Here is a 16,025-nt window from a genome sequence, read left to right on the forward strand (position 1 = left end):
GGTACTGAACGAGCAACCTTCCATGTCTAACAACATCAGCAACGAAGAGTCGCAAAATATTGCGTCTCTACATCGTGCTGGAACCCAAATTTGCCCCCCAGAGAATCTCAGAGCTGCTCAAGCGGCAAAGTATTTATCCACCAGTTCATCCGTTAGCTCCCGCGAGCCTAACTGCCCATTTTGGGCGGGCGGAAAAGCGTTGCGGCAGAACCCAGCCTGGCGCTGGAAATCATACAGCGCGTGGCTTTTGCCGTTGATGAGCAGCACAGCCGTGTTTTGGCCTTCATCCCAGAAGATCTGGGCAGTAATAGGCACGTCCCGATCTTCGATATCGGCCACGTTGTAGATGTGAAGCGCATCCAGTAGCCCCAACTCACTCCCATTCTGCAAAGCGTAGAAGTAGCCGGTGGTGCCATCGTCTTCAAATAGAACCTGAAACTCGTTATTGGCGGCTGCACTGCTTATCAGGCGGTTTTTCTCGCCCGGCTCTGGCTCGCCTACTCGGAATTTTTCTTCGACACTTAAGATCATAGCTACAATAAAAAAGGAGCCGCTAGGTAGCGGCTCCTTCGTTTTACGGCAAACTTAATTGTGTGGTGAATTTAAACTTTATCGGCTAGGAAGCGGGCTGTGTGGTTGGTGTCTTTGAGCTTTACCATATCCTCGGGCGTGCCTTCGAACAATAAATGCCCCCATTAAGGCCACCTTCCGGGCCAAGATCGATAATCCAGTCGGCGCACTTGATGATGTCGACGTTGTGCTCGATGATGAGGACTGAATTGCCTTGCTCGATCAGGGCGTTCAGGGCTTTGAGCAGCTTGTTGATGTCGTGGAAGTGAAGGCCGGTGCTGGGCTCGTCGAAGATGAAGAGGATCTTATCCTGCTGCAAGGTGGCGCCTTTGGTCAGGAAGGAAGCCAGCTTCACACGCTGGGCTTCGCCGCCCGAAAGCGTGTTGGCCGACTGGCCCAGGCGGATATAACCTAGTCCTACGTCGTCGAGGGGCCTGAGGCGTTCGGCTACTTTGGGCTGGCCTTTGAAGAACTCCACGGCGTCGGCTACGGTCATGTCGAGCACGTCGTCGATACCTTTTTCCTGGAATTTCACGTCCAGAATATCCTGCTTGAACTTGTGGCCGTTGCAGCTTTCGCAGGTCAGGTAGATGTCAGCCATAAACTGCATCTCAATTTTCACCTGCCCTTCGCCTTGGCACACTTCGCAGCGTCCGCCTTCGATGTTGAAGCTAAAGTGCGAAGGCTTCAAGCCGCGCGCTTTGGCCAAAGGCTGCTCTGAAAACAAGGTTCGGATGGCGTCGTAGGCCTTCACGTACGTTACAGGGTTGGAGCGCGAGGACTTGCCGATTGGGTTCTGATCGACAAATTCTACGTGTGTCACCTGGCCATTCACGCCCATGAGGCGGTCGAACCGGCCGGTAGCCTCACCGGCTCCGCCACCGAGCTGCTTCATGAGCGCGGGGGCCAAAATGCGCTTTACCAGCGTCGATTTGCCCGAGCCCGATACGCCCGTTACCACCGTCATCACGTTCAGGGGAAACTTCACGTTGACGTTTTTGAGGTTGTTTTCGCGGGCGCCGGTTATTTCCAAGGCATTGCGCCAAGGGCGGCGCGAGCTAGGCACTTTCACCTCCATTTTGCCCCCAGATACTGGCCGGTATAGGTACTGGTATTTTTTAGAATCTCGGGGTAAGTGCCCTGGAACATAAGGTTGCCGCCGCCCGAACCGGCTTCGGGGCCGATGTCGATAATCTGGTCGGCTTGCTCCATCATCATTTCCTCGTGCTCCACCACAATCACGGTGTTGCCGAGTTTCTGCAAGGAGCGCAGCACGCCAATAAGCTGCTCCGCGTCCTTGGGGTGCAGGCCGATGCTGGGCTCATCCAGAATATACATGGAGCCCACCAGCGCCGAACCGAGCGACGTCGCCAGCGAAATCCGCTGCGATTCGCCCCCGAGAGCGTGCTGCTCAGGCGATTGAGCGTGAGGTAGCCCAGGCCGACGCGGTGCAGGTAACCCAGGCGGTTGGTTACCTCTGTTACGAGGCGCTCGGCCACTTTGGCGTCGTGCTCGGTTAGGGTTAGGTTGTTGAAAAACTCCAGGGCCTTGCTCACCGGCAGCAGCACTACGTCGGTAATGCTCTGGCCGTCGATCTTGACGTATTGGGCGTCTTTGCGCAGGCGTGTTCCGCGGCAATCGGGGCAGGTGGTGCGGCCCCGGTAGCGGCTTTGCAGCACGCGGTACTGGATTTTGTGAGTCTGGGTGCTCACCCAGCGGAAGTACGCGTCGAGGCCCTCAAAGTACTTATTGCCGTCCCAAAGCAAGCGGCGCTCGGCTTCGGTCAATTCGTTGTAGGGACGGTGAATGGGGAAGTCGAAGCGGATGCCGTTTTTCAGCAAAGGCTTCAGCCACTCACTCTGCTTATCGGTGCGCCAGGGGGCAATGGCGCCCTCAAACACGGTTAGGTTTTGGTCGGGAATAACGAGGTCTTCATCAATACCCAGCACCGAGCCGAAGCCTTCGCAGGTCTGGCAGGCGCCGTAGGGATTGTTGAAGCTGAAGAAGTTGACGCTCGGCTCCTCGAAGCTCATACCGTCCAGCTCGAAGCGGTCGGAGAAGGTGCGGGTTTCGTCGTCGAGGCGCACCAGGCAAGTGCCGTGGCCCTCGAAAAAGGCGGTTTGCACCGAATCGGAGAGGCGGAACTGCAAATCTTCGTCGCCGGGCCGGATAACGGCGCGGTCAATCATGATGTGCACCGCACCCTTCACTTCCGGCTTGCCTTCCCCAATCAGGTCTTCGATGAATGACACTTCGCCGTCTTCCGTCACTACCCGCGAGTAGCCTTTTTGCAGCAGCAAATCCAGCTCCTTGCTCATCTTCCGGCCTTCCTCGGAAGGAGTCAGCGGAGCCAGCAGCATCACGCGCGCGCCATCGGGCAACGTGAACAGAAAATCGACCACGTCGGCCACGTTGTCCTTGCGCACCTGCTCGCCGCTGACGGGCGAAAACGTGCGACCCACGCGGGCAAACAGCAGCTTGAGGTAATCATAAATCTCGGTGCTGGTGCCGACGGTGGAGCGGTTGTTCTTAATAGAAACCTTCTGCTCGATGGCAATAGCCGGCGAAATGCCCCGGATATAATCGACGTCGGGCTTGTCCATGCGGCCCAGAAACTGGCGGGCGTAGCTGCTCAAGCTCTCCACGTACATACGCTGGCCTTCAGCGTACAACGTATCAAACGCCAGGCTCGACTTGCCCGACCCCGACAGCCCCGTAACGACAATAAACTTGTTGCGCGGCAGGGCTACGCTGAGGTTTTTGAGATTATGAACCCGAGCATTTTTAATCAGAATAAACTCGCGCGGATCAAGCGCGTCAATCGGGTCGTCCGCGGGGGCCGACACCTGGAGGGAAGCAGTTTTGGGCATAGGTAACGTAACAGCCGGCAGCGGGTGGAAGGTTTCGCCCACAGCGTTTTGAATTCGCAAAGGTACGGCGGGGGTGGTTGGGTTGGTAACTACCTAATTGTTTTGCGCAACCGATGGCAGCCGGTTTAGTGGCGTTATGCTCTGCCCTATTACCTTGCGTATCAAAGATATATTGCCACTAATAAGGCTACTGCTGAGTAGCGGCGATATAGGTGTTAGCACCAATGCGATGACGACTCAATTACTGGAAATGACGACTGCAAGAGCTATTTACTTTTTTATGCTTCTCATGTTAACACAGCCGGCATGTAGTCAGCAATTAAATGACAGGACGGTTTTAGGCAGGGCTTACGCCGAGAAAGAATTGAAATTCGCGCTGGGAGGCAAAATACAGCATAACATTATTGACAACGAAAATGCCATTATAAAGGATAGCGTAACTGCAATAAGTATAGCAGAGCCTATTTTATTCAGCATTTACGGGAAAGACAACATAACCCGGCAGAGACCCTACGAAATATACTTTATTGACAAGTACTGGGTAATTAGCGGAACGCTTTTGGAGAATTCTGTCGGCGGGACATTTTTAATCATCGTGGACGCAAGAAATAGTAAAATAGTAAAATAGTAAGAATAACTCATGGAAAATAATTACAGGTAATAATTAAAGTACCCCAACTGGCGCGAGTTTAGCGCACCGTAACTCGTGACACTTATTCGGGCGAGGCTGTGTCTCGCATTAGAACGTCCCGGTAACTTAATCTCGCGCGAGTTTGCCGCTAACGCGGCAGTGGAGGCACAGCCTCCACATCATGGTTGGTCACGAGTTACGCTGCGCTAAACTCGCGCCAGCACTGGAGACATATCCTATCAAACTCATTTTCAATATTATCGAATTAAAAATGACTGATAATACAGGAATGACCTATGACTTCATCTGCTTTACAGATTTGGCATACGAGTTTGAATTCTGCGGGAAAAAGGAAGCAGAAACTAAGATTAAAAGACGGCTTAAATATTATAAAGCAGGAGAATACAGTCAAGAGCGTGTTGACTATATCAGACAATTGAAAATCGACTTGTATTCAGAAATATCTCAAACATCAAAGTCTAAATATTTTCGCAAATCGAAGTCGGAATACTCAGCCTTTGAAGACTTCAATCTCGAACAAATGAGAACCGATTACAATAAGAAATATGACAAGTTGAACAAGAATGAATTAGGTAGAATGATAATTTTTGCTATATACTTATACCATATGAGGTAGCTCAATCCTAGAATATTTTATCTGTTTTATACCCAACCCATGCCCATTGAAGTCATAAATGCAGACGTGACGCTGGAGAAATTTTCCGGCAAAGGTGGCTGGACGTATGCACCCGTACCGGCGCCAGCGTCGTTTGCGGGTTCCAAGGGCTACTTCAGCACGCTGCCGGTGAGCGGGCACATCGATGCGTTTGAGTTAACCGACACTCACTTGATGTCCATGGGTCAGGGTCGGCTGTTTCTGCCGGTGAAGGCCGCTATTCGCAAGCAGTTGGGCAAGCAGGCCGGCGACGTGGTGCGGCTGGTGCTCTTCTGCCCCGATCAAGAGGCGCCGCTCACTGTATCCGCCGATGACTTTCGGGAGTGTCTGGCGGAGGTGCCCGGTGCGCTGGAAGCCTACGAGCGCCTGACCGTCGCCCACCAGCAAGCCTGGGTGGCGTGGGTAGCGGCCGCTTCCACCGATGAGCAAAAGGTAGTTCGCGCCGAAGCCGCCTGCACGCGGCTGGCACATTTGCCCCCCAACACGAAAAGCTGCCTGCCACCGACGTAAAAAAGCCCCCCAGCGGCGGCTGAGGAAAGTGTTTTTGCTCCTTGCTGTGCTCAGGCAGTCACTAGGCGGTCATGCAGAGCAGAGCGAAGCATCTCGCGTGTTTAATTGTTTAGCTTGGCAACATCAGCACGCGAGATGCTTCGCTCTGCTCTGCATGACGTTCAATATTTTTGGGAACGCCTCCTTACTTAGCTAAAACCGGCCGTACTGCCTCCGTCCAGATTTCATAGCCGGCGCGGGTCATGTGCAGGCCATCTTCCAGGAACAGCTCGAGTCGGGGCTTGCCATCGGGGCCGAGCATGGGCGTGCCTACATCCACGAAACGCAGCCGTTTGGGGCGCTTCTCCATGTATTGACGGATGAGGTTGTTTGCCTCCTGCATTTTGGGGTAAAGCTCCCAGCGCGCCAGACTGGGCTTGATGGCCAGAAAAACCAGCTGTGACTTGGGCAGCTTCCGGCGCATCAGCTTCTCAAACGTCCGGAACGACGCGTACACTTCCTGGGGCGTAGCGCCGGCGGCAATGTCGTTGTCGCCTTCGTAGATCACCACTTGCCGAGGCCGGTAGCGCAAGACCAGCTGATCAAACAGCTGAATGGCATCGGGGAAGCGCGAGCCGCCGAAGCCACGATTCAGCACTGGCTGATTGGGAAAATCGGTGTCCAGCGTTTCCCACATGCGGATGGAGGAGCTGCCGTAAAACAGAATGGACGCTATGGGGGGCTTTTTGAGGCTATCCTGGCGGGCAAATGCGCGCAGCTCGGTCGTCCATTGGGCGGCGGGTGGCGCCGTTGTTTGGGCGTAGCCACTTAGCGCCAGCCACGACAGAAGCAGAAGAGTAAAACCAATTCGCATATAGTGGGATGTGAGCATGCTGAAGGGCAAAAACGAGAATTGCTGCACGATAAGATACTACCGAAACAGGTAACCAAAAGGCTTGGCGCGGGGCGCTAAATCGTAAAGTCTGTCGTTCAACCTTAGAAATGCCCCCCAGCCGGCCGCGCTTTACTTACGCAAAGTGCGCCTCGGGCAGCGATGAAGAACAGGTGTGTGAAGTAGCAAAATTTGCGGAACGTTATACTATTCTCATCCCTGGCCGGCGTTTTGCACCCACCGTAGCTATTCCTATCCCGCCATATATGCGTTTTACCACTCCGCTTCTGCTTTTCCTCCAACTGGCACTTGTTTGTAGTGCCTCCCTGCTCAGCGCCGCGCCCCTCCCAACCCTGGGGGCAAATGGAGCGGCACCCTGAAAATACCGAGCGGTAAGCTGCTCCAACTTCAGATTGATATAACTGATATAAACGGAAAGCGCACCGCCAGCCTCGACATACCCACCCAAAATGCTCACGATATCGCCGTGGAGCGTGTAGAGGTGCGCGGCGACAGCCTGCACTTACAGGCCAGTGCCATTCGGGCTTCGTTTGCGGGCCGCATAGCGCCCAACGGCGGCCTGATAACTGGTAAGTGGCGGCAGAACGGCGCCAGACTGCCCCTGTTGTTGCAGCGCACAAGCACCGCAGTAGTAGCCGCGGCGGCAGCCGCTGCCCCGACCACGGTGTCCACCAAATCGGCTGTGGGCAGCAAAAACGCCAAGCGCCCCCAGGAGCCCACAGCGCCGTTTCCTTACCGCGAGGAAGAAGTACGCTTTGCCAATAAGGCCGCCGGTATTCAGTTCGCGGGTACTCTCACGGTGCCCCAGGGCGCGGGGCCATTTCCGGCCGTGGTGCTGCTTTCGGGCTCCGGCGCCCAAAACCGCGACCAGGCCGTATTTGGTCACCGCCCTTTCTGGGTAATTGCCGACTACCTCACCCGCCGCGGCATTGCCGTACTGCGCTTCGACGACCGGGGTGTGGGACAGTCGGGGGGCAATTCGGCCACGGCCACGGCCGCCGACTACGCTACCGATGCTCAGGCCGCCCTGGACTTTCTGCGTACCCGTCGCGAGATAAATAGCAAAAGCCTTGGTCTGGTGGGCCACAGCGAAGGCGGTACGGCTGCCATTGCCGCCGCCAATAAAGCGCAAACCCCCAGCTTTTTGGTATTGCTGGCTACGCCCGGTGTGCTGGGACCAGAAGTAATTGTGCGGCAGACGCTGGATATATCTCGGCTAAAAACGCACGACGCCAAGATTCTGGCTGGCGTAGAGCAGCGCCAGCGGGCCCTGCTCAATATCGTGCAGCAGATCAGCGACAATAAGCACGCGCGGGCCCGCCTCATTCCGGCCATGATTCCGCCCATTCCGCTGCCTCCTGAGCAGGCCGCCCAGATGCAAAAGCTAGCGGAGGATAAAGCCGCCATGATGACGACTCCCGCTTACCGCTTTATGCTGGAGGATAATCCGCCCAAAAACCTGCGCACTATTAAGTGCCCGGTGCTGGCCCTCAATGGCTCCAAAGACCTGCTGGTAGCCGCCGAGCTCAATCTGAAATCCATCGAAAAAGCTTTGAAAACCGGAGGCAACCGCGACGTAACCGTGCGGGAGCTTTCCGGCCTGAATCACCTTTTTCAGACAGCCTCCACTGGTGCCGTAACTGAGTATGAGGGCATTGCGGAGACCTTTTCCCCCACGGCCCTGCAAGCAATGGGCGACTGGATTGTGCAACGAGCTAAGTAAGCGGTGAATTGACTATTGAGGTATCAGCAGGCCTTATAAACGTCCGTTAACCACATTCTTATATTTTTCTAATACAAAGCACATTCTATCTGAACGGCACATGAATTGTGTTGGTGCAAATATTTGTATTAAATTAACCCAAAATAGCTTACCAAGCTTTCTTAATCACAATTATCCACGATTAAGAAGATACGCCCATGTTCTCACTCACAGGTTTCAATGATGCAAATATTGTAACTTTATGAAGAAATCTTTACTCATTTCTCTGTTAGCCTGTCTTATGCTTTGGCTGCCTACCATTACCGTAGCTGCTGATCCTGCCCCTTTAAAAGGCCAGTGGAAAGGCTTGCTGAAGGTGCCGGGGGGCAGTTTGGAGCTGATTATCACCATCATGCCGCTCACCAACGGCTCTTACTATGCGGCGCTTGACGTGCCGAAGCAACGAGTAAACCGCATGCCGGTGGAAGTTGAGCTGAAAGGCAACGATCTGACGCTGCGCATGGAGCAGGCCGGCAGCAGTTTTGTGGGTAAAGTAGGTCAGGGCGGCGCTACTCTCACCGGAACCTGGAAGCAGCCGGGCCTTACTGCTCCGCTTGTGCTAAAGCGGCTGGTAGTTTCTACCCCGCCGGTAGCGAAAAAAGCGCGCCTGACTCCGCCCTACCGCGAAGAGGATGTGACGTTTATGAATGCCGCCGCCAAGCTCAAATTGGCGGGCACCCTGACTGTACCGGCCGGCCCGGGACCGTTCCCGGCTGTAGCTCTGCTATCCGATACAGGCCCGCAGGATCGTGACGCCGGGCAGCAGGAATACCGCATGTTCGGGCAGCTGGCCGACTATCTGACCCGGCGCGGCATCGCGGTGCTGCGTTTTGATGACCGGGGCGTGGGCAAATCGGGCGGTGACTACCGCACGGCTACCACCGTCGATTTGGTAGGCGATGCGCAAGCAGCCCTGACTTTCCTCCGCTCCCGTGACCTCATCGATCCGCAGCACGTGGGCCTGCTAGGCCACGGCGAAGGGGCCAACGTAGCCTTGCTCGCCGCCGCCGATCTGCATACTAAGGCCCCGGACTTCGTGGTATCGTTAGCGGGCTACGGCTTAACCGGCCGCGATGTGCTTCTGCGGCAGCAGGTAGAGATTATGCGACTTATCGGGTCAGATGCACAGCAGGTGCAAGCGGCCGTCGATCTGCACAACCGCATGGTTGATGTCATACGTCAGACCCCGGATGACACCCAGGCCCGCGCTAAACTGGCCGGTATTCTGCGGCTCAACAACACCCATATCGACCCAGTAATGGCCAAAGCGCGTTCCATTCAGCTCACCACGCCTTGGTCGCGCTATTTCATGGATTTCGACCCTACCCACAAATTGTCTGACGTACGGTGCCCGGTGCTGGCCCTCAACGGCATAGACGACCTGCAGGTAGCGGCCCGCACCAATCTTACTATCCTGTCGAAAGGCCTTAACAGCAACCGCGATGTAACCGTGCATAAGCTGGCCGGCGTCAATCATTCCTTTCAGCCCGACCCTAAAGAGTGGCCCATAGTCAATGGTGAGCAACAGCCAGCTTTCTCACCTAAGGCGTTGAATACCATCCGTGAGTGGGTAATGGAGCGTAGCGGGCAGCCCGATGCTAAAAAGCTAGCGGCGCACACTGCTTTTTTCAAACGCCTGAAGCCCAGCTTCTCTAAGCAAACCAAGAGCCAGGCCAGCCGGTAACCGTTTGGGCTTTCTATAGCGAAACCCGCTCAACTCGTTCTTAGCGCGAAGAACGGGTTGAGCGGGTTTCGCTATAGAAAGCTTATAAGCGCACCCCAACGCTGTAGCCAATCCAGCCCAGAACACGGGTATTCGTGTCGCCCTCGTCGAGCCAGAGGCTGCGGTTTTGCAGAAGGCTGGAGTACACTTGAGCACGCTCCGTATCGTAGCGCTGGGTGACGAGTACGCTCACCGTGGGCCCAGCCACAATGCGCAGCCGGCCACCTGCTTTCAGGGGTGCGAAACCTACCATCAGGCGCAGCTGGTTGTGCAGATTCAGGTCTTCGGTCCAGCCGCGGCTTTCCTCGTTTACGTGCATAGCTACCGCATCAATACTTAAGCTGACGCGGCGCTGGGCAAATACTTCGGTGCCCACACCATAGCCAAGGCCCCAGCGTCGGTCGCGGCTGCCGAAGCCATCGTAGGCGCCGGTGAAAAAGGTGTAGAAGCTAGGGGAACCGCCCAGCTTCAGACTTGCGCTTACGGGCCACGATTCTGTATTAATTACTTCCACACGGTGGTAGCCGCGGCGCACAAAGTTGAGCGGCGCAATGCTCACGCCCGCTACCGAGTCAGCAACATTAAGCAGCCCCGCTAGTTGCACGCCCCGCACCATACCGCCGACATTAAACAAGCCAGCAGCCTGCGCACCCCGCACTTCTCCCAGTGCTACGTTGAATAAGCCAGCGGCCTGAAACGTTGGTCGACCGGGGAGCATTTTCGCGTCATTATTCTCATCAGTAGCTACCTGGGGGGCTTTTTTGGAAGGGCCAACATAATTGAACAGACCAGCCGTTTGGGCCCCGCTTACGGGACGAGTAGCTACGTTGAACAAGCCCGCTGCCTGCCACCCTGTACCCGCGCCGCCCAGTACATTCAGCAACCCTGCCCCCTGAAAGCCAGTCAGGTTGCGCCCCACCACGTTGGCCAGACCAGCAACCTGCACACCTCGCACCGAGTCGCGGTCCACGTTGAACAGGCCCGCGGCTTCTACCCCATTCACTCCCGCCGAATAGCCCCCCAGCACGTTCAACGACACTCTATTCACCGTTTGGCCGCTACGCAAGCCATTCGACCCCAAAGGTCCCAGAAAAGAAACCTGTACCTGCTTGGTAACCGTAGGCCGCCGCGTTTTTTCTGCTGCAACCTCTGGGGTAGCCAGCTGCGCTGTAGAATCTGTCGAGGCGGTAGCGGTGAGTGTATCCACTGAGCCGGATGGAACCGAGGCAACACTTGCGCTGGTAGCTGGCGCGGCGGTTTGCACCGATTGAGTCCCCGACTTTGCGGTATCATTCGCAGCTACGGCAGTCGAAGCCTGGGGGGCTTTTTTCTTACTTGGCAGCGGTTTACTCGACTGCGGCTTGCTTGGGGTTGAGCTAGTAGTGGCCGTTGCCTTTGTGGCGGTGCCCTTGCTTGCTGCATTTGCTCCTGAATCAACTCCAGGCTTAGACGGAGTTATGGAGTGCAGCACCACTTGGTCGCCTACCAGCTCGTAGCCGATGTTTTTACCAGCTAGTACAATGTTCAGCACGAAGCGTAGCGACTGATTTTGCACACTGAGCGTCACGGGTTGGCTTAAATCAAGCGCCGTATTGCTGTAGGATATACGCACGCCATATTGGCGCCGCAGCGTACGCAGCACCGATTCGAGCGGCGCCTGATTGAAGGTCACTGTCACTTTGCGCTCCAGCACTGAAGCTGAGCTATTTTGGGCCTGAGTAGGTAGCCCGCCTAGGGCAAAAAACAAGGCCAGGGCTAGGCATATGCGGTTTCGCATAGCTATTGTGGTTTAAAAGGCGAAAGAAATTCCGAGCTGCTAGCGGCAGCCCGGCCCGTCGAGTATATAGCCGGCGCCTGATTGGCTTACCGTTAAGTTGGCCGATAAACTCACCACGCGCAGCACCTGAGGTAAACTGGCCTGGGCGAACGTCCCCGTGAAACGGCAGCGACCAAGAGCCGGATTGGCCAGCGTTACGGGTTGGTCGTAGTAGCGGGTCAGCGTTTGAGCGAGTTGTTCCAACGACTGATTGTCAAATACTAATTCCTGGCGCTGCCAGGCGCGGAAGTTGGGATCCACAATGGGTTTCTGCACCGCCGCCGTGGGCGCTACCCGATGAATCACCCCGCGCAATCCTGCCGTCAGCAGCACCGAATCAGAGCCAGTTGGCAAGCGACGCACCGGGCTGAAAGCCACTCGTCCTGTCACTACGGCCACTTCTACTGAGTCTTCAGCGCCGTAGGCTCGCACGTTGAAGGACGTACCTAATACCTGCGTACGGGTTTCATTAGCAAGCACCGTGAATGGGCGGCCGTGGTCTTTTTTCACTTCAAAAAACGCCTCCCCCTGTAGCTGTACTACCCGAGCCGTTTGGTTGAAGTTGGCAGCGTAGCTTAGCGTAGAATGACGATTCACCCACACCTGGCTGCCATCGGGCAATGTGGTTTGTTGGCGCTGGGCACCAGCCGTCACGGTTACCATTTCCTGCTGGCTGGGGGGCAAAAAAACACGCAACAGACTCCATACGCCCACTAGCAGCAGTACCGCTGCCGCCACCCGTAGCCACGGCCGCGCGGCAGCCCACATCGGCACCACTTTCCCCGCCGGTATTGCTGCCTGAACCGGGGCCGCTGGAGCTAGGTCAGCGGCTACCCGGAAGCGCTGCCAGGCTGGTTCCACATCAGCTTCCACAAATTCTTCAGTGGCAGTTCCGCCTCGCTCCCACGCCCGGATGGCGGCGGTAAGCAGCGGCAAACGCTCTGGCATAGCCGTTACCCAAGCATGCAGCTCCTGTTGTTCCGACGCAGAGGCCTCGCCAGCCAAGTGTTTGGCCAGCAGATCCCAGGGGGCATCTGTGTCGGAATACAAGTCGGGCATGAACAGGAGCGGCAACTGAGCCTGCTAAATTCGGTGTTTTCAGGGCTGCGGAAGGCAGTTTAGCAATTCCCCCGAAGCAATGCAAGGCAACCTAATTATCGGATAGCACCTTGCCTGAACCCGTAATTCGGCTGCTTACGGCGGGGTTGCCACGGTAGTAAACCGAGCCACTGCCTGTAATGTCGGCATTAAGCGTTCGTGAGGCGCGCACGTAGCTTCTCCCCGATCCGGCAATGGCTACGTAACTGTCCTGCGTATCCAGGCCGTAGGCATCTACCCGACCCGATCCGCTGATGTTAACGTTGTGGCTGGGCGCCAAGCCGCTCAGTTTTGCCGCGCCCGAGCCTGATATGCTCGTCCGTAAAGCATCAGCTTTATTGAAAATTAAGCTAGCCTCACCCGAACCTGACACGCCCACGCGGAAGCTGGTAGCTGTCCAGGGCGTTGTGCTGCTCACTTTCCCTGACCCTGACACTTCCACTTCGGTCAGCGCAGGCACCGTTATATAGATTTGGACAGGATTATGGCCGCGCACATTGTAGCGTCCATACTCTATCTCCAGCTTGTCACCGGCCAGCTCCGTTTCAAGTACGTCGAGAATGTTGCGCTGGGCTTCTATTCGCACTTCCTGGGGGCTGCCCTGGGTCAGAATTACGTCGGCATCGATCTTAAGCTCGAGGCGGCTGAAGCTATTGATGGTTCGGGTTTCTGTTTGGGTCGGGCCGGTACCGCGCACGCTCGGGCCTAGCAGGTCGCCTTCGCGGTCGCAGGCGGTGGTAGTAAGCAGGACGGCTGGTAATGCCAATAAGAGCAGTAGCTTTTTCATAGCTGACAATAGGTTGGGAGATGGAAGGCTTTCAGTAGTAAGACTCACATCCCCGCCATTACCCCTACGTCAGGTGAAAATATTTTTTTGCCGTAGCTTTTACCAACACAAAAAGCTGTGCAACAGACCTTGAAGGCCTTTTCGAAGCAGCCGCAGGGCTTTACCCATCTGGTTTTCCACCGTTTTGGGGGCTACTTCCAAGGCATCGGCAATCTGCTGGTAGCTCATGCCTTCCTGCCTGCTCAGTAAGAACACGGCGCGGCATTGGGGCGGCAGAGAATCGAGAGCGGCGGCTACGGCAGCTTCGGCTTCCTGGCCGTGCACTTGTTCATCGGTGGTATTGCGGCCGGGGTCGGGCAGGCTGGCTTCGTCCCACGCTATTTGGCGCTTCTGACGGGCAGCGTGGCGCAGAGCGGCATTCATAGCCGCCCGATATAAGTAAGCCTGGTAGGTGGAGGTAATATGAAGAGTGTCGCGGTTTTTCCACACGTTCAAGAGCACGTCTTGCACCAAATCCTCAGCGACGGCGCGGTCCTGCACTATTCGGAAAACGACATTCGCCAGCGACCGGTAGAAGGCTCTGAATAACGTTTCCATAAACGCCTCCGCATCCGTGCGCTGCAGCTCTGCCAAGCGAAGCTCTAAATCAGAGGCAGGTTCGGTAGCGATAGACATATCGAGGTGGAAATGACAACCACAACTCCTGAATTCACCTTATATACTAACTCTTCTAAACAGCCCAAACACAAGGTAAACTCTTCAACCATAGCCCATTATCTGTTTCGCTTAATGTTTGGTAACGCGAAGAATATGGCGAATCTATTTACGTGCTCAGGTAAGTAATATGGGTGCAACAATACAGCTTTACCTGCTGATACCCAGTCTTATGTTCCTATTTTTTACTGGATAAGTACCTGAATCCGAATTCTAGAGTGCGCTAATGACCCTAAAAGAATTATTAGGCTGCTGCAACAGGCTCTGCCTCGGGTGTTAAATCAAGACGACGCAATTTATCCGCTTTAATAGCTGTGATTCCCACCACCAACAGCGTCATCACACCACCAAATATCACCGACGGGACAACGCCCATAAGTCGGGCTGCCGCTCCCGACTCAAAGGAACCGATTTCGTTGGAAGAACCGATGAAAATGTTGTTCACGGCCGAAACGCGGCCTTTCATATGCTCTGGTGTGAAGGTATGCAGCAGCGTAGAGCGCACGATAACTGAGACGGAGTCGAACGCCCCGGTAAGAAACAGCAATACCAACGACAGCCAAAAGTTGCGCGATAGCGCGAAGCAGATGGTCGCGACGCCAAAGCCCCCACGGCCCACAACAGCTTGCGCCCGGCCCGGCGCCTTAAGGGGAAATACGTCATCAGCACGGCCATCAGCACCGAGCCCACAGCCGGGGCGGCGCGCAAGTAGCCTAGTCCTTCGGGGCCCGTACGCAGAATGGTATCGGCGAAAATGGGCAACAGAGCTACGGCTCCGCCAAAGAGCACCGCAAACAGATCGAGCGATAATGCCGCCAGCACCAGCTGGTTGCTAAAAATAAACTGCACGCCTGAGAGAATACTTTCCTTTAAATCCAAGCGCTCACCTTCTATCGCGGGCAGGGCGCGGCCCGCAATGCTACCGTACAACAGCAGGGCCATCGCCATCAGCACCGCATCAACGCCGTAAGCGGTATTGATACCAGCCTTGGCAAATAAAAGCCCCCCAATGGCTGGACCCAGCACGGCGGCCGCCTGATACGTGGTGCTGTTCCAGGTAATGGCATTTGATAGCCGCTCGCGGTCGGGGATAAGCTGGGGCATAAAGGAAAAAAGCGCTGGCCCCAGAAAGCCGCGTGCAATGCCACTCACGAATATGACAGCGTACAGCGGCAGCGTATAAAACTGATCCTTTGCCAGCAGCCACGACCCAATTGGCCGGGTGAGCATAAACAGCGTCACGGAGCAGAAAAGCAATACCGTGACGGCAGCCACAATAATATTCTTGCGCCGCACCGAGTCTGCCACGTGCCCGGCGTACAGCGACACCACAATACTAGGGATTGCTTCGGCCAAGCCAATCAGGCCTAACGCCAGAGGATCATTCGTGAGCTGAAACATTTGCCAGCTCACCACCACGCCCTGAATTTGGGTAGCGACGGTCATGCACACGCGAGCTGACAGCAGGCGCCGAAACTCGGGCAGCCGCAGGGCGGCGTATGGATCGTGGGGCCCGGCAGAGGAAAGAACGGACATAAGAGAAACGCAGGTCGAAATCGGACTTAAAGGTAGCGCAACCCCGCTGGAAAGCAGGGTTACCACGCACCGACCTCGGCTTTATTAGTGAGTTGGCCCTAAGTACAAAGGGCGTTCAGAATTGGTTTTCACACAGTGGGTGCATGGTGAGCAACAGAACTGCTGGTATTCAAACCTTGGGGGGCTTTTTTCGTCTGGCTGCGCGCTATTGTACTTAATCCGGGTGGTGAAACAAACTCGTATTAGTATTTTAGAGGAATCCGGCTACCATAATTCAGTTGGCCAAGCGCATATTTTAACGGCAGAATAATCGGGTTTTGTTTGCTCAATCTGGTTGGCGGCAGCATTACGGTGTTATTATTGCTCATCAGTAAACCTACTTACAGCCTGTATTTAGGGCGTTTGTAGTAGTTACTTTCATTTGTTTTGAAGAGTTAGAA

The 16,025-nt window shown here is 55.5% G+C and carries 13 protein-coding genes and 1 pseudogene; 5 read left to right on the plus strand and 9 right to left on the minus strand.

Annotated elements, in window-relative coordinates; translation table 11 throughout:
* Window positions 1-117: 117 nt before the first annotated feature.
* Window positions 118-531, minus strand: a complete 414-nt coding sequence (locus H9L05_RS04690) for a DUF2251 domain-containing protein (protein ID WP_187733222.1) — start codon at window positions 529-531, stop codon at window positions 118-120.
* A 71-nt stretch (window positions 532-602) separates the two neighbouring features.
* A pseudogene (gene uvrA, locus H9L05_RS04695) lies at window positions 603-3,440 on the minus strand (excinuclease ABC subunit UvrA).
* Window positions 3,441-3,594: 154 nt separating this feature from the next.
* On the opposite strand from uvrA, the gene H9L05_RS04700 reads away from it, so the two are divergent.
* The 3 genes from H9L05_RS04700 (at window position 3,595) to H9L05_RS04710 (ending at window position 5,257) form a co-directional block, all read left to right on the plus strand.
* On the plus strand, window positions 3,595-4,068 hold the full coding sequence (locus tag H9L05_RS04700) for an NTF2 fold immunity protein (protein ID WP_187733223.1): 474 nt from the start codon (window positions 3,595-3,597) through the stop codon (window positions 4,066-4,068).
* 184 nt (window positions 4,069-4,252) lie between these two features.
* Window positions 4,253-4,708, plus strand: a complete 456-nt coding sequence (locus H9L05_RS04705) for a hypothetical protein (RefSeq protein WP_187733224.1) — start codon at window positions 4,253-4,255, stop codon at window positions 4,706-4,708.
* A gap of 39 nt (window positions 4,709-4,747) precedes the next feature.
* Window positions 4,748-5,257: a DUF1905 domain-containing protein gene (locus H9L05_RS04710; RefSeq protein WP_187733225.1), complete on the plus strand. Its 510-nt coding sequence runs from the start codon at window positions 4,748-4,750 to the stop codon at window positions 5,255-5,257.
* Between the two features lie 184 nt (window positions 5,258-5,441).
* On the opposite strand, the gene H9L05_RS04715 is transcribed toward H9L05_RS04710, so the two are convergent.
* Window positions 5,442-6,128, minus strand: coding sequence for an SGNH/GDSL hydrolase family protein (locus H9L05_RS04715; RefSeq protein WP_187733226.1), 687 nt, complete (start codon window positions 6,126-6,128; stop codon window positions 5,442-5,444).
* A 487-nt stretch (window positions 6,129-6,615) separates the two neighbouring features.
* On the opposite strand from H9L05_RS04715, the gene H9L05_RS04720 reads away from it, so the two are divergent.
* Both H9L05_RS04720 and H9L05_RS04725 read left to right on the plus strand, forming a co-directional pair.
* Window positions 6,616-7,872, plus strand: a complete 1,257-nt coding sequence (locus H9L05_RS04720; RefSeq protein WP_187733227.1) for an alpha/beta hydrolase family protein — start codon at window positions 6,616-6,618, stop codon at window positions 7,870-7,872.
* 280 nt (window positions 7,873-8,152) lie between these two features.
* The gene (locus H9L05_RS04725; protein ID WP_187733228.1) at window positions 8,153-9,595 is read left to right on the plus strand and encodes an alpha/beta hydrolase family protein; all 1,443 of its coding nucleotides are present in this window, start codon (window positions 8,153-8,155) and stop codon (window positions 9,593-9,595) included.
* An 82-nt stretch (window positions 9,596-9,677) separates the two neighbouring features.
* Here H9L05_RS04725 and H9L05_RS04730 read toward each other — a convergent pair whose 3' ends face one another.
* From H9L05_RS04730 to H9L05_RS04750, 6 genes are all read right to left on the minus strand, one after another.
* Entirely contained in the window at window positions 9,678-11,411 is a 1,734-nt protein-coding gene (locus H9L05_RS04730; protein ID WP_187733229.1) for a DUF4974 domain-containing protein, read from the minus strand.
* A gap of 39 nt (window positions 11,412-11,450) precedes the next feature.
* Complete coding sequence (locus tag H9L05_RS04735) at window positions 11,451-12,509, minus strand: FecR family protein (RefSeq protein WP_187733230.1); 1,059 nt, start codon at window positions 12,507-12,509, stop codon at window positions 11,451-11,453.
* 91 nt (window positions 12,510-12,600) lie between these two features.
* Window positions 12,601-13,335 carry a head GIN domain-containing protein gene (locus H9L05_RS04740; protein ID WP_187733231.1) on the minus strand — a complete coding sequence of 245 codons (735 nt, stop codon included), beginning with the start codon at window positions 13,333-13,335 and terminating at the stop codon, window positions 12,601-12,603.
* A 99-nt stretch (window positions 13,336-13,434) separates the two neighbouring features.
* Window positions 13,435-14,010: an RNA polymerase sigma-70 factor gene (locus tag H9L05_RS04745; RefSeq protein WP_187733232.1), complete on the minus strand. Its 576-nt coding sequence runs from the start codon at window positions 14,008-14,010 to the stop codon at window positions 13,435-13,437.
* 283 nt (window positions 14,011-14,293) lie between these two features.
* A complete protein-coding gene (locus tag H9L05_RS23120; protein ID WP_223284733.1) occupies window positions 14,294-14,515 on the minus strand; it encodes a hypothetical protein in 222 nt (73 codons plus the stop codon).
* Complete coding sequence (locus H9L05_RS04750) at window positions 14,512-15,585, minus strand: MFS transporter (protein ID WP_223284734.1); 1,074 nt, start codon at window positions 15,583-15,585, stop codon at window positions 14,512-14,514. The genes H9L05_RS23120 and H9L05_RS04750 overlap by 4 nt, the downstream gene beginning before the upstream one ends.
* Between the last annotated feature and the right edge of the window lie 440 nt (window positions 15,586-16,025).

Origin of the sequence: Hymenobacter qilianensis (assembly GCF_014489555.1) — a bacterium.
GTDB lineage: Bacteria > Bacteroidota > Bacteroidia > Cytophagales > Hymenobacteraceae > Hymenobacter > Hymenobacter qilianensis.

Excerpts from the sequence above, each read along its gene's own strand:
- H9L05_RS04730 (WP_187733229.1), bottom strand. The coding sequence starts at position 11,411 with ATGCGAAACCGCATATGCCTAGCCCTGGCCTTGTTTTTTGCCCTAGGC.
- H9L05_RS04735 (WP_187733230.1), bottom strand. The coding sequence starts at position 12,509 with ATGCCCGACTTGTATTCCGACACAGATGCCCCCTGGGATCTGCTGGCC.
- H9L05_RS04750 (WP_223284734.1), bottom strand. The coding sequence starts at position 15,585 with ATGTCCGTTCTTTCCTCTGCCGGGCCCCACGATCCATACGCCGCCCTG.
- H9L05_RS04740 (WP_187733231.1), bottom strand. The coding sequence starts at position 13,335 with ATGAAAAAGCTACTGCTCTTATTGGCATTACCAGCCGTCCTGCTTACT.
- H9L05_RS04705 (WP_187733224.1), top strand. The coding sequence starts at position 4,253 with ATGGTTGGTCACGAGTTACGCTGCGCTAAACTCGCGCCAGCACTGGAG.
- H9L05_RS23120 (WP_223284733.1), bottom strand. The coding sequence starts at position 14,515 with ATGAAAGGCCGCGTTTCGGCCGTGAACAACATTTTCATCGGTTCTTCC.
- H9L05_RS04715 (WP_187733226.1), bottom strand. The coding sequence starts at position 6,128 with ATGCTCACATCCCACTATATGCGAATTGGTTTTACTCTTCTGCTTCTG.
- H9L05_RS04745 (WP_187733232.1), bottom strand. The coding sequence starts at position 14,010 with ATGTCTATCGCTACCGAACCTGCCTCTGATTTAGAGCTTCGCTTGGCA.
- H9L05_RS04710 (WP_187733225.1), top strand. The coding sequence starts at position 4,748 with ATGCCCATTGAAGTCATAAATGCAGACGTGACGCTGGAGAAATTTTCC.
- H9L05_RS04690 (WP_187733222.1), bottom strand. The coding sequence starts at position 531 with ATGATCTTAAGTGTCGAAGAAAAATTCCGAGTAGGCGAGCCAGAGCCG.
- H9L05_RS04725 (WP_187733228.1), top strand. The coding sequence starts at position 8,153 with ATGCTTTGGCTGCCTACCATTACCGTAGCTGCTGATCCTGCCCCTTTA.